The 12,163-nt window shown below is 69.3% G+C and carries 12 protein-coding genes; 4 read left to right on the top strand and 8 right to left on the bottom strand.

Going from position 1 to position 12,163, the window contains the following annotated elements:
* The first annotated feature begins 28 nt into the window (after positions 1-28).
* Both B6G06_RS00645 and B6G06_RS00640 read left to right on the top strand, forming a co-directional pair.
* Positions 29-454 (top strand): MmcQ/YjbR family DNA-binding protein, encoded by a 426-nt coding sequence (locus tag B6G06_RS00645; RefSeq protein ID WP_081170452.1) that lies wholly within the window; start codon positions 29-31, stop codon positions 452-454.
* Between the two features lie 168 nt (positions 455-622).
* Positions 623-805 carry an Rv0909 family putative TA system antitoxin gene (locus B6G06_RS00640; RefSeq protein WP_080462869.1) on the top strand — a complete coding sequence of 61 codons (183 nt, stop codon included), beginning with the start codon at positions 623-625 and terminating at the stop codon, positions 803-805.
* 144 nt (positions 806-949) lie between these two features.
* On the opposite strand, the gene B6G06_RS00635 is transcribed toward B6G06_RS00640, so the two are convergent.
* From B6G06_RS00635 to dnaK, 8 genes are all read right to left on the bottom strand, one after another.
* The gene (locus tag B6G06_RS00635) at positions 950-1,792 is read right to left on the bottom strand and encodes an alpha/beta fold hydrolase (RefSeq protein WP_081170450.1); all 843 of its coding nucleotides are present in this window, start codon (positions 1,790-1,792) and stop codon (positions 950-952) included.
* Positions 1,785-2,414: a DUF998 domain-containing protein gene (locus tag B6G06_RS00630; RefSeq protein WP_081170448.1), complete on the bottom strand. Its 630-nt coding sequence runs from the start codon at positions 2,412-2,414 to the stop codon at positions 1,785-1,787. The genes B6G06_RS00635 and B6G06_RS00630 overlap by 8 nt, the downstream gene beginning before the upstream one ends.
* Entirely contained in the window at positions 2,411-5,677 is a 3,267-nt protein-coding gene (gene lysX / locus B6G06_RS00625) for a bifunctional lysylphosphatidylglycerol synthetase/lysine--tRNA ligase LysX (protein WP_081170446.1), read from the bottom strand. Before lysX ends, B6G06_RS00630 begins: the two co-directional genes overlap by 4 nt.
* A 178-nt stretch (positions 5,678-5,855) precedes the next feature.
* Positions 5,856-6,308, bottom strand: a complete 453-nt coding sequence (locus B6G06_RS00620) for a hypothetical protein (RefSeq protein WP_125898861.1) — start codon at positions 6,306-6,308, stop codon at positions 5,856-5,858.
* 170 nt (positions 6,309-6,478) lie between these two features.
* Positions 6,479-6,931, bottom strand: a complete 453-nt coding sequence (locus B6G06_RS00615) for a heat shock protein transcriptional repressor HspR (protein WP_081170442.1) — start codon at positions 6,929-6,931, stop codon at positions 6,479-6,481.
* Positions 6,928-7,938, bottom strand: a complete 1,011-nt coding sequence (locus B6G06_RS00610; protein ID WP_081170440.1) for a DnaJ C-terminal domain-containing protein — start codon at positions 7,936-7,938, stop codon at positions 6,928-6,930. Before B6G06_RS00610 ends, B6G06_RS00615 begins: the two co-directional genes overlap by 4 nt.
* A 158-nt stretch (positions 7,939-8,096) precedes the next feature.
* Positions 8,097-8,741, bottom strand: coding sequence for a nucleotide exchange factor GrpE (locus B6G06_RS00605; RefSeq protein ID WP_081170438.1), 645 nt, complete (start codon positions 8,739-8,741; stop codon positions 8,097-8,099).
* Positions 8,738-10,603 (bottom strand): molecular chaperone DnaK, encoded by a 1,866-nt coding sequence (dnaK, locus tag B6G06_RS00600; protein ID WP_080462924.1) that lies wholly within the window; start codon positions 10,601-10,603, stop codon positions 8,738-8,740. Before dnaK ends, B6G06_RS00605 begins: the two co-directional genes overlap by 4 nt.
* 512 nt (positions 10,604-11,115) lie before the next feature.
* On the opposite strand from dnaK, the gene B6G06_RS00595 reads away from it, so the two are divergent.
* Positions 11,116-11,451: an antitoxin VapB gene (locus tag B6G06_RS00595; RefSeq protein WP_080462877.1), complete on the top strand. Its 336-nt coding sequence runs from the start codon at positions 11,116-11,118 to the stop codon at positions 11,449-11,451.
* A gap of 85 nt (positions 11,452-11,536) precedes the next feature.
* Entirely contained in the window at positions 11,537-12,157 is a 621-nt protein-coding gene (locus tag B6G06_RS00590) for a LytR C-terminal domain-containing protein (RefSeq protein WP_158082832.1), read from the top strand.
* Positions 12,158-12,163 lie beyond the last annotated feature (6 nt).

Genomic DNA, 12,163 nt, shown 5'->3' with positions numbered 1-12,163 from the left:
CCCGGCTCCACGGACGTACCCTTCGGACATGGTATCCACCGGATCCGCCCTGGAGCGCGCCTCGGAGCTCCTCGACTACGCGGCCACGCTTCCCGGGGCCTGGGTGGGACACAAGCCCGAGTGGGGCACGAGCGTGGCGAGCATCGGCCCCCGGCTCTTCGCGCTGCTCCTGACCCACACCGACGGCAGGCTCATCGTCAACGTGAAGCTCGACCCGGAGGATGCCATCGCCGTGCGACACTCCATCCCCTGGACCGAACCCGGCTTCCACCAGTCCAAGAGGCACTGGGTGAGCATCGACCTCACCGCACCCGGGTACGATGCCGATACCGCCCACGAGCTCGTCGAGGACTCCTACAGACTCGTCCACTCGCTGCTCCCCCGCGCTGTCCAGCAGGCCCTGCGCCTGGCCGCCACTACCGCGGAGGCGTCGCGCCCCACCTGGCAGTGGTGATCCGGGAGTCCTGGCCGAGGCGGGGCAGGGCCCGGCCTCAGGCATCTGTTCGCGCTTGCCGCACCCTGTTGTGGGGATCATCAATTTGCCCTGCGGGACTGTATCTGATTTCATCATGCCGGGCACGCGCCGTCCGGCGCGGCGTCCCCTCACGGAAGGGAGAGCACCATGGGGATCGACGACCTCAGGGACAAGGCCAGCGAGGCCCTCAAGAGCGACAAGGCCGAGACCATCAGCGACAAGGTCCTCGGCGCCGCGGCCGGCGCCGCCAAGAAGGTCACCGGCGGCAAGTTCGACGAGAGGATCGATTCCGCCGTCGAGACCGTCGACTCCAAGCTCGGCAACGAGTGACCATCAGCGGCGCAGCGCTGCTGCGCCGCGCTCGCTCCGACGAGCCCGGCATCCCGGCCGCCGTCGTGTGGGGCCCCACGCCATGCGCGTGGGGCCCCACACGTGCAGTGCGGTAGTGCGAGAGGCTCGCCGCGTGCCGTCGCGTCACGGCGCGGGGACGGCGCCCTCGCTCAAGTCGTTGATGGCACGGACGATCGCCTCGGGGGCGTCGAGCATCATCAGGTGCCGCGATTGCGGCAGTCGCCGGATCTCCAAGCGGGAGAAGACCGTATCGAGAGCCTGCTCCTGGTAGTCGGAATGGAAGGGCCTGCCCTCCAGGACGATCACAGGGGCCGCCACGGGCCCGCCCCGCTCATCGCGCAGCGCGGTCAGATCGGCTGCCTGAGCGCTGTAGGACGCGAGCTCGGCGGCAGCGGCGGACAAGGCCTCGCGAGTTTCATGGCAGGCGCGCCACAGCGGGTCGTCTACCGCTTCCGGGTGCGAGGTCTCCCGCCGCATCCCGAACCGGACCACGGCGGCTGCCGCGCCGCGCAGCGGGTCGAGGCGGAGGGCGGCGCCCACCGCGCCGGCCAGCGCCTTTGCCGCTGCGCGGCGCAGATGGCCGATGCGGACACCCACCTCCACTGCCGGGTCGGCGAGCACGATCCCCGCCACCGCATCCGGGCGCAGACGCGCCAGGGCCTCGGCCTGGAAGGAGGACATGGAGTGGGCCACGATGATCACCGGCTCATCACCATCGATGATCCGGGCCAGGATCCGTGTCCCGCTGAGGAGGTCGGGAGCACCCTCATTGACGGAGCCGCCGCATCGTCCGGGACGGTCGACGGCGATGATGGCGCGCCCCGGCAGGGCCTTGACCACGGTCTCCCATGCCACCGAGGCCATGCCGCACCCGTTGAGGAAGAGCACGGCAGGTCCGGATCCCGGGCGGCGGTGGACGGCGTGCTCGGCGATCCGGCCCTCCCAGCGGCGCTGCGCATCAGTCATGCTGCTCCCGAGGCAGGCGCCACGCCAGGTGGGCGATCCAGAGCGAGCACAGGAGGATCTGCACGATCTGGACGGGTCCCTGCGCGCCTGGGAGCACGTAGGGAGCCGCCACGCTGATGAGCAGCAGCACGGTCACCACCGCGGCCAGCCAGACCACCTGCCGGACCCGCCGGTTCCACCCCCTGCAGGCAGCGAGCGCCAGGGCGACGATGACGATCATGGCGACCTGCGCCGTCGAGGTGAAAACGGAGGCCGCCTCGTGCAGCCGCCGTCCCATGCTCGGCACGGCGGCGCAGGCCTGGTCCCTGCTCTCGGCGCAGGGCAGGTTGAAGATCGCATCGAGGGCCGTGCCGACCGCCACCCCGAGCAGGGCGAGGCAGAGACGCTGACTCCAGCGGGCGCCGATCCACCCCGCCCAGTCTCGTCGGCCGAGGAGGGCGATCGCCGCGAACACGGCGGCGGCGGCGATGTCGGCGGCGCGGAAGAAGTCGTGGAAGGGCTGGTCGGCGGCGGCGAGCTCGGAGACGTATCCCAGGAGGGCGTCGGGGCTGCCGTTGAGGGGCCAGGCCAGCCACGTGTTGTAGAGGACGACGGCGAGGATCGCCAGGATCCGCCCGCTCATCGTCCGGGCCTGACCAGCGGGAAGGCGATAGTCTCGCGGATAGAGGCGCCTGTGAGCATCATGACGAGCCGGTCCAGGCCCATGCCCAGGCCGCCCGAGGGAGGCATGCCCTGCTCCAGGGCTGCGAGGAACGACTCATCGAGCTCCATTGCCTCCAAGTCCCCCCCTGCGGCGGCCAGGGACTGCGCAGTAAGCCGCTCGCGCTGGATGACGGGGTCGACGAGCTCGGAGTAAGCGGTGCCAACCTCCGAGCCGAAGATGATGAGGTCCCAGCGCTCGGCCAGCCTCGCGTCGCGCCGATGCTGGCGGGTCAGCGGCGAAGTATCGGCCGGGAAGTCGGAGAAGAAGGTCGGTTCCACCGTCGTGCCCTCGGCCAGGTGCTCGTAGAGCTCCTGCATCAGCATCCCCCACCCCCACTTGGGGTCGTATGGCATGCCGACGCCCTGCGCGTGGCGGCGCAGCTCGGCCACCGAGGTCTGAGTACCGACCTCCTCGCCGAGCCCGGCGGAGACGGCCTCGGCGATGGTGACGGTTCGCCAGGGCGAGGCGAGATCGATCTCGTGCTCGACGCCGTCGACGCTGCCGCGCACAATCGTCGATCCGGTGGCGGCCCGGGAGGCAGCGATGATCATGTCCCGCATGACGTCCTTCATGACGTTGTAGTCGGCGTGCGCCTGGTAGGCCTCCAGCATCGTGAACTCGGGGTTGTGGGTGCTATCCGCGCCCTCGTTGCGGAAGTTGCGCCCGATCTCGAAGACCCTCTCCAGACCGCCCACCATGAGACGTTTGAGGTAGAGCTCGGGGGCGATGCGCAGGTAGAGCCCAAGGTCATAGGCATTGATATGAGTGCGGAAGGGGCGAGCGTTGGCACCGCCGTGGACGGGTTGGAGGATCGGAGTCTCGACCTCCAGGTAATCGCGCCCCAGCAGTGTGGAGCGCACGGCCTGAATGGCGGCCGAGCGGGACCGCACCATGGCGCGCTGACGCGGATTGACGATGAGGTCCACATGGCGCAGGCGGACCCTGGCCTCGGGGTTCTGGATGCCCCGGCGCTTGTCCGGCAGGGGGCGCAGCGCCTTGGAGGTCATCATCCAGGAGACGGCGAGCAGGCTGCGCGTTCCCGTGCGCGACATCCCGATGGTGCCGGTGACGGCGATCTGATCACCGCCGCGCACCAGGCGCCGGAAGGAGGCGAGGGCCTCGTCGCCGACGCGCTCGGTCTCCAGGAGGATCTGAATGTCGCCACTGGCGTCGCGCAGGGTGGCGAAGATGACACCGCCGTGATCGCGGATCGTCAGCACTCGCCCGGCCACGGAGCAGGTTCCCTCGGCGGTGGCGCAGGCGGCGTCAACCGTCACCGACGCGGGGTAGGGATCGATGCCGTCCGCAAGCATGGCCGCGCGCGCGGCAGCACGGCCCACGATCTGGTCGGAGGGCTTGGGCGCCGGACGAGCGACGGTCGAACCGGCGGTGGTGGCGAGGAGGAGGGCGGACTCCTCCGCACTGCGCTGATCCTGATCGGGGACGGGGCAGAGCCATCGGGGCACGTTGACAAAGCCCTCCGCGACGGCCATGGCCGCGGCGACCCGGGTGAAATCACTGGGCTCGGGGTAGCAGATGAGGCGCGGCACCCATTCGGGGTCGTACTTGGCGTTGGAGCGGTAGAGGGCCTCGAGCTGCCACCATCTCGAGGCGAACAGGAGGACGCGCCGCCACAGCCGCTGGATGGGGCCTGCACCGATCCGGGAGCCCTCGGTGAAAGCCGAGCGGAACACGGCGAAATTGAGGGAGACGCGATGGATGCCGAGCTCGCGGCCGTCGTTCATGAGCGCGGCGACCATGAGCTCGGTGATGCCGTTATCCACCCGGGGATGGCGGCGCATGAGATCGAGGCTGACGCCATCGGCGCCCCAGGGGGCGAAGGACAGCAGGCCGGCGATCTCCCCACGCTCATCGCCCTCGGGGAAGAGCGCCTCCACCATGAGGCACTCGCCGTCGGAGGGGTCGGCGAAGCGGCCCAACGCCATGGAGAAGCCGCGCTCGGGCTCGCCGTCGAGCCAGTGCCCGGCCAGGCGGAATAAGTGCTCCAGCTCGGAGTCGGGGATGGAGCGGTGGCGCCGGATGCGGGTGGTGTATCCGAGCCCGGTGAGCTTGACCACGGCACGGCGCACCTCCGGCAGGTTGTTGATGCCGAAACTCGCGGTGGACAGCACGGCCTCATCGCCCAGCCGCAGAGCGTGCAGCCCAGCCTCGGTGTAGGCCCGGGCGCCGGCCTCGGAGGCGCCGATCACGGCGGGCACCCAGCCGTAGGACTCAGCATGGCGCTTGAAGGCCAGGGCGGAAGCAGACCAGCCGGCGGGGTCACCAAGGGGATCGCCGGAGGCGAGAGCCACACCCAGGCCGACTCGGTAGACGACACCGCCGTGCTCGCGCAGGAAGACCGACTTGTCCCGCCGGGTGGCGAAGTAGCCGAGAGAGTCGTTCGGGCTGGCGGCCAGGAGCTCGCGCACCCGCATTTCCTCGTCGACGCTCAGGCGCGCCTCGCTGCGCTGGGAGCGCAGCATGACCGCGACGGCGGCGAGGAGGCTGAGAGCGAGCCCCAGGCCGACAAGAGCGAAGAGCCAGTCCGGCACGGGCGATGAGGCATCGGGATCACTGAGGAGTTCGATAATGAATCTCTTGGCCTGCCTGATGCCGAATCCCCCGTATAGGAAGGAGCCGAGGATACCGAGCTGGAGGACGATGACGGAGCTCACGACCAGGACCAGGACGGCGCGCCCCCCATTGCCGCGCGGCGAGCGCACCGTGAAATCCCGCCGTCGGAGCAACAGGATGATGAGCAGTGCCACGAGGATGAGCACGTTGACGACGAGCATCCAGGGGGACTCCTCGGCGAGGACGACATCAGCCGGAGCCCCCTCGAGGACGACATCAGCCGACTCCTCGGCGACGACTTCGGCCGGGGCCAGGAAGACGGAGGCGATCAGACCGGAGAAGACGAGCAGGCTGAAGCCCAGGCCGATGACCATAATGATCCACGCCGCGCGCTTGCGCCGGGCGATGCCCGAGCCCAGCAGGAGCAGGAGCACTCCTGAGACCCAGTCGACGATCGGCAGGGGGATGAGCCACGTGAGGATGAAGCCTATGGCCTCACCGACCACCGGCACGGAGAACAGCGGCGTGCTGTAGAGCAGGGAGATCGCACCGGCGGCGAAGAGGTAGCGGGACAGGAAACGCACGGCCAAAGCGGGGCGGTTGGTCACGGCGTTACCTCCTGAGGGAGCGGGGTGGAAATGGGAGGGCATGGGGGCATTCTTCTCTCAGGAGGGGAGCGGACATCTCGTCCACGAGGAGGAACCGCTTCAGGAAACGCTCAACCGCTGGGTTGCAGACGGGGCACCCTCACTCATAGGGGATCCCGATGGTCAGCTCCCGCTCAGATCAATCCTGTGGGCCCCTGAGGGATAGGTGACGCGCGATCTCCAGGATCAGGCGGAACAGGAGGAGCTGGGCGAGGACGCGGGCACCGTCGCCCAGGAGCGTGGAGAACAGGAAGCGCATCCAGGCCGCGGATGCCCCGTATTCGATTCCCGCAGTGATGGCCAGCCCGGTGATGACGTCGAGCAGCCAGCCACCCCCGTAGCACAGGGCCGCGACAAGGAAGATCTGGTGGGCGTGCTTGCCCGCGAAACCGACGGAGCCGTTGAACAGGGCGCTGAGCATCGAGTCGCCCGCGGGCCTGGCCGGGGCCGGCTGACCGGGCATCTGCTGGCCCGGAGCGTACTGCGCCGGCTGGGGATGCTGGTACTGGGCCTGATAGCCGCCGGGGGCACCGGGGGCGGAGGGCGCTGACTGCCGGTGATAGGGCGGGCCGGGGGTCATCGGCTGAGACATCGTGGGATCTCCTTGATATGGGGGACCGCATCAGACTACAAGATCGTCGGCAGGACGGGGCATGACGGTCCGCAAAGCACCGGGAGGAGCGCCTGTGAACACGGGCACGAGGCTCCTCTCCTGAGGCGGGAATCCTCCCGGGCGGACGATCGTCTCCCGAGGGCGGCGCCTCATCGGCCCAGAGCGCCCGGCACCTGCCGCTCGACCCGGATGGGGCGCCCTCCCCTGGAGGGGACTACCTGGACCTCTCCGTCGGCGGCCGCGGCGAAGACCCTCTCGAAGGCGGCTTGCCGGAGGCGCAGGAGCCGATTCTCGTCCTCCAGGCCCTCCACGCGGGACTCGAGGGCGAGGATGCGGGCGATGCCCTCCAGGTTGACGCCCTCCCGACTGAGAGCCTGGATGCGGCGCAGCCGCTCGACGTCGTGGTGGGAGTAGCGCCTCCCCCGCCCGGGGGTCCGAGCAGGGCGAACGAGTCCGAGGCGATCGTACTGGCGCAGGGTCTGGGGGTGCATGCCGGCGAGCTCGGCAGCCACGGAGATGACGTAGACGGCGCGGTCGGCCGCGTCCTCGGCGAGAAAGTCAAGGCTCTGGCCGGTGGCGCGCGAGGCTCGCCGGGCGTTCATCTTGCGGCCTCAGCCCTCAGCGTGGCGCGCGGATCGGTGCCCTCCATAGCGGCGTCGAAGTCCTGAAGGGCCTTCTTGGCGCTCTTCGAAAGCTTCTTCGGCACGGCGACCTCGACGGTGACGAGCAGGTCGCCCGTGTGCTTGGCAGTGGCGATGCCCGCGCCGGGGATCCGCAGGACGGTCCCCGAGGGCGTCCCCGGCTTGATGCGGACCCTCTTGTGGGACCCGTTGAGGAGCGGGACCTCGACGTCGGCGCCGAGCGCGGCCTCGGCCAGCGAGACGGGCAGGTCCATGCGCAGGTTGGCGCCATCGATGGAGTAGACGGGGTGCTTGGCCACGGAGATCGTGACGATCATGTCCCCGTTGGGCCCCCCGTGGTTGCCGGGGCGGCCCTTGCCGGCCAGGCGGATCCTCTGGCCGTCATGGACACCGGCGGGGATGCGCACGGTCATGGTGCGCTTGTCCGCGGTGAGCTCGACAGTGGCGCCGGCCACGGCATCGCGCAGGGACAGCGTCGCGCTGGTGATGACGTCGGAGCCCTTGGTGGCCTCTGGCGCACCGCCGAAGCCCCCGAAGTTGAAGGCGCCAGGGCGGCCATTGCGCCGGGTAGGGCTGGGCGTACCGCCGAACATGCGCAGAAGCTCGTCGAGGTCGGGCTCGGTGCCGCCGGTGGAGAAGCGGACATTGCCGCCCCCGCCGAACATGGAGGAAAGGATGTCCTCGAAGCCGCCCCCGCCGCCGGTGCCCCCGGCGGTGAACCGGGCACCGCCGCCGGTCATGTTGCGGATAGCGTCGTACTGCTCACGCTCCTTGGCGTCGGACAGGACCGCGTAGGCCTCGCCGACCTCCTTGAAGCGCTCTGCGGCGACGGCGTCGTCGGGATTGCGATCGGGGTGGTAGTGCTTGGCGAGCTTGCGGTAGGCCTTCTTGATGGCCGCGGAGTCGGCGTCCTTGGCGACGCCGAGGACCGCGTAGAAGTCCTTGGTCATCCAGTCCTGGCTGGCCATGGGTCACCTCCTCCTCACTGGGGTGGTCGTTAGTTCGTTCCTTGCGGCTGTGCACTTGTTCTCGCTCGCCCCGCCGGGCGGGGCGAGCGGGGCCCGGCTGGTGGCGCGTGCCCGTTCGGGCCGGACCCACGCCACCAGTCCCGCCCGGCGCTGCTGGGTCAGGCCGGGTTGGAGACCTGCACGCGGGCGGGCCGCACGACCCGCTCGCCGAGACGGTAGCCGGGCTGGAGGACGAGGGCGATCGTCGGCTCGTCGACCTCGGTGGACTCCACCGCCATGAGGGCCTCGTGGATGGTGGGGTCGAAGGTCTCGCCCACGGCGCCGAAGCGCTCCAGGGCGAACTTGTCCCCCAGGATCGTCTCGAGCTTGGTGACCGTGGTCTCGAAGGGACCGGTGAGGTCGCCGTGCTGGCGGGCGAGCTCGGCCTCGTCGAGGACCGGGATGAGGGCCTCGACGACGCCGGCGGCGCCGGCCTCCTGGTAGGCCGCCACCGATTCGCGAGAGCGGCGCACGAACCCCTGGTACTCCTGCTGGAGGTTGTACAGGTCCGCGCGGGCGCGGGCGAGCTCGTCGGTCAGGCGGGCACTCTCGGCCCTGGCCTCGGCCAAGGGATCGGGCTGGTCCTGCGCCTCCTGCTCGAGGCGCCCGGCGCCCTCGTCATCACCCGCCGCCCGGGCGGTGCCACTCGGGGCGGTGTCGAGGTCGACGCCGTCGAAGGCGGACTCGACCGCCTCGGCGAGGCTCGGGTCGATGGGCTCGCAGTCCGCGCCGTCGCCCTCGGAAGCGCTGGGGCCCGCACTCACTTGGACTCCTCGTCGACGATCTCGGCGTCGACGATGTCCTCATCGCCGGCCGAGGCACCGGCGGCACCGGCGGAAGCGCCCGCCGCGCCGGAGTCGGCCTGGGCCGCCTGCTCGGAGGCGTAGAGGGCCTCGCCGATCTTCTGGGAGACGCTGGACAGCTTCTCCTGGGCGGTCTTGATCGCCTCGGCGTCAGTGCCCTCCAGGGCCTTCTTGAGATCGTCGACAGCGGTCTTGACCTCGTCGTGGACCTCGGCCGGCAGCTTGTCCTTGTTCTCGTTCAGGAGCTTCTCGATGGAGTAGGCCTGCTGCTCAGCGAGGTTGCGGGTCTCAGTCTCCTCGCGGCGCTTCTTGTCCTCGGCGGCGTGCGCCTCAGCCTCCTTGACCATGCGGTCGATGTCCTCCTTGGGCAGCGCGGAGCCGCCGGAGATCGTCATCGACTGCTCCTTGCCGGTGCCGCGGTCCTTGGCGGAGACGTGGACGATGCCGTTGGCGTCGATGTCGAAGGTGACCTCGATCTGCGGGATGCTGCGGGGGGCCGGGGCGATGCCGGTGAGCTCGAAGGTGCCCAGCGGCTTGTTGTCGCGGGCGAACTCACGCTCGCCCTGGTAGACCTGGATGAGCACGGAGGGCTGGTTGTCCTCGGCGGTGGAGAAGGTCTCCGAGCGCTTGGTGGGGATGGCCGTGTTGCGCTCGATGAGCTTGGTCATGACGCCGCCCTTGGTCTCGATGCCCAAGCTCAGGGGGGTGACGTCGATGAGCAGGACGTCCTTGCGGTCACCCTGGATGACACCGGCCTGCAGGGAGGCGCCCAGCGCCACGACCTCGTCCGGGTTGACGCCCTTGTTGGGCTCCTTGCCTCCGGTGAGCTCGCGCACGACGTCGGAGACGGCCGGCATGCGGGTGGAGCCGCCGACGAGGACGACGTGGTCGATCTCCGACAGGGAGACGCCGGCGTCCTTGATGACGTTGTGGAAGGGGATCTTGGTGCGCTCAAGCAGGTCCGCGGTCATGTCCTGGAACTGGGCGCGGGTGAGGCGCTCGTCGAGGTGGATCGGGCCGGCCTCGCTCATGGACAGGTACTGCAGGTTGATGTTGGTGCTCATCGCACTGGAGAGCTCCTTCTTGGCCTGCTCGGCGGCGTCCTTGAGGCGCTGCATGGCGATCTTGTCCTTGGACAGATCGACCCCCGAGGAGTCCTTGACGCGCTTGACGAGCCAGTCGACGATGCGGGCGTCCCAGTCGTCGCCGCCCAGGCGGTTGTCACCGTTGGTGGCGCGCACCTGGATGGTGGAGAAGCCATCCTCGTCCTTGCCGACCTCCAGCAGGGAGACGTCGAAGGTGCCGCCGCCCAGGTCGAAGACGAGGATGAGCTCATCCTCCTTGCCCTTGTCCAGGCCGTAGGCGAGAGCCGCGGCGGTGGGCTCGTTGACGATGCGGTCGACGGTCAGGCCCGCGATGGTGCCGGCCTCCTTGGTGGCCTGGCGCTCGGCGTCGTTGAAGTAGGCCGGGACGGTGATGACGGCGTTGGTGACGCTCTCACCGAGGTAGGCCTCGGCGTCGGCCTTGAGCTTGGCCAGGATGCGGGCGCTGATCTCCTGGGCGGTGTACTTCTTGTCATCGATGTCGACGGTCCAGTCAGTGCCCATGTGGCGCTTGACGGAGGAGATAGTGCGGTCGACGTTGGTGACCGCCTGGCGCTTGGCCACCTCGCCGACGAGGACTTCACCGGACTTGGAGAAGGCGACGACGGAGGGCGTGGTGCGGCCGCCCTCGGCGTTGGGGATGATGGTGGGCTCGCCGCCCTCGAGGACGGCGATGGCGGAGTTGGTGGTTCCGAGGTCGATTCCGACGGCGCGTGCCATGTGGCGCTCCTTGATGCTCGTGGGCTTGCGGGGCATGGGCCCCTGATTGAGTCGTATGCGCTCAAGGATTGTGATTGAGTCAGTCATTGTCAACTTCCCAACCGCTTGTCTTGAGCCCGACTGACTCAACCCCTGAGCACCTCAAGGCATTCCCACCCCCCAGTGATGCCCGCCACTCCATGGAGCCGGGGCCGCGCCACACCCCGGGCGCGCCCAGGCATGCCTTCAGGTTTCTTTCAGGTGACATGGGTTCAATGGCCTCACCGTCGGACGATGCGCGACGCGAGGGTTGGGGAACCCGTTGACCCGAGAGGCATCGAGGCCGGCAAGGGTCCTAGGGAGCCCGTGCCGGTCGTTTCGACGAAGGAGGCTGCCTCCTCCCCTGTCATGGGAACCGGGGGAAGTCGATCAGCCTCATGAACGAAGGGCCCGCGGCCCCGGGAATCGCCACTCGGGGCCGCGGGCTCCTGTCATGCCGAACGCGCCCCCGGATCAACCGCTAGCATGAGGCCGTGATCTTCAAGGCCGTGGGGGAGTCCGCGCCCTACCCCGATCACGGGGCGAGGGAGCAACGCGTGTGGGCGACGATCGCCCCCCGCCAAGTGCGGCTCGACCAGCTCATCACCACTCGCGCCACCCTCGACCTGCGCGATCTGCTCGATGAGGACTCCACCTTCTACGGGGATCTGTTCGCACATATCGTGTCCTGGCGCGGCGGCCTCTACCTGGAGACGGGCCTGCACCGTGCCCTGCGCGCGGCCCTCCACGGGCGCACCATCATCCACGGCAGGATCCTGGAACTCGACGATTCAGGGCGCCCGCTCCTGGCACCGCCCCCGCCGGCCTGATCGACTCCCCGCGCCACGTAGCGGACCACCCACTATCATGGGCCACAGCCCTCGCTCCTGGCACCGGTCCATTAGTCTGGGGAGCATGAGCGCTTCGGACCCTCGATCTGAGTACCGTCGACACCTTCAGCACCGGCAGAAGGTCGTCATCGGCTCGGTGCTGGTTGCCCTCGCCATCGTCCTCGTGACCAGCATCGGCGTGCACACGGGGCTGCTCCCCTCCTACGACCCGGGCTTCTCAGCCGATCCCAAGGCCTCCGCGACCTCCGTCGCCCAGCCCTGCCCACCCGCCGGGGCGACCACGGTGGACCTCACCACCATCCAGGTCAGGGTCTACAACGGCACCCAGAACGCGGGGCTGGCCGGCGTCGTCGGCGACTCCCTGGAGCGGGCGGGCATGACGATCCTCGAGCGCTCCGACTGGCCCAACGGCGACTACAACGGCGATGTCGCTATCTCCACATCCCGCGCGGGGCTCACCAACGCCTACTCCCTGGCGCGCGCCTTCAACGGCATCGTCATCGTCCTGCTCGACACCAATCGGGACCCCACCGACACCTCGGTCTCCGTGATCATCGGCACCGACTACACCTCCGGCCTCATGTCCCCCAATGCCATAGGCGAGCTCACCGCCGGGGAGTCGATCAAGGCGCCATCATCCTGCACATCCGTGGCCCCCGAGGAGCCGGTGGCCACCGTCCACTGAGCCGCT

It is taken from the genome of Actinomyces gaoshouyii (assembly GCF_002076915.1).
Lineage (GTDB): Bacteria > Actinomycetota > Actinomycetes > Actinomycetales > Actinomycetaceae > Actinomyces > Actinomyces gaoshouyii.
The sequence above is the reverse complement of the archived record's forward strand: the minus strand, read 5'-3'. Positions and strand labels throughout refer to the sequence as shown.

Excerpts from the sequence above, each read along its gene's own strand:
- B6G06_RS00635 (WP_081170450.1), bottom strand. The coding sequence starts at position 1,792 with ATGACTGATGCGCAGCGCCGCTGGGAGGGCCGGATCGCCGAGCACGCC.
- B6G06_RS00610 (WP_081170440.1), bottom strand. The coding sequence starts at position 7,938 with ATGGCCAGCCAGGACTGGATGACCAAGGACTTCTACGCGGTCCTCGGC.
- dnaK (WP_080462924.1), bottom strand. The coding sequence starts at position 10,603 with ATGGCACGCGCCGTCGGAATCGACCTCGGAACCACCAACTCCGCCATC.
- B6G06_RS00630 (WP_081170448.1), bottom strand. The coding sequence starts at position 2,414 with ATGAGCGGGCGGATCCTGGCGATCCTCGCCGTCGTCCTCTACAACACG.
- B6G06_RS00645 (WP_081170452.1), top strand. The coding sequence starts at position 29 with ATGGTATCCACCGGATCCGCCCTGGAGCGCGCCTCGGAGCTCCTCGAC.
- B6G06_RS00590 (WP_158082832.1), top strand. The coding sequence starts at position 11,537 with ATGAGCGCTTCGGACCCTCGATCTGAGTACCGTCGACACCTTCAGCAC.
- B6G06_RS00615 (WP_081170442.1), bottom strand. The coding sequence starts at position 6,931 with ATGAACGCCCGGCGAGCCTCGCGCGCCACCGGCCAGAGCCTTGACTTT.
- B6G06_RS00640 (WP_080462869.1), top strand. The coding sequence starts at position 623 with ATGGGGATCGACGACCTCAGGGACAAGGCCAGCGAGGCCCTCAAGAGC.
- B6G06_RS00620 (WP_125898861.1), bottom strand. The coding sequence starts at position 6,308 with ATGTCTCAGCCGATGACCCCCGGCCCGCCCTATCACCGGCAGTCAGCG.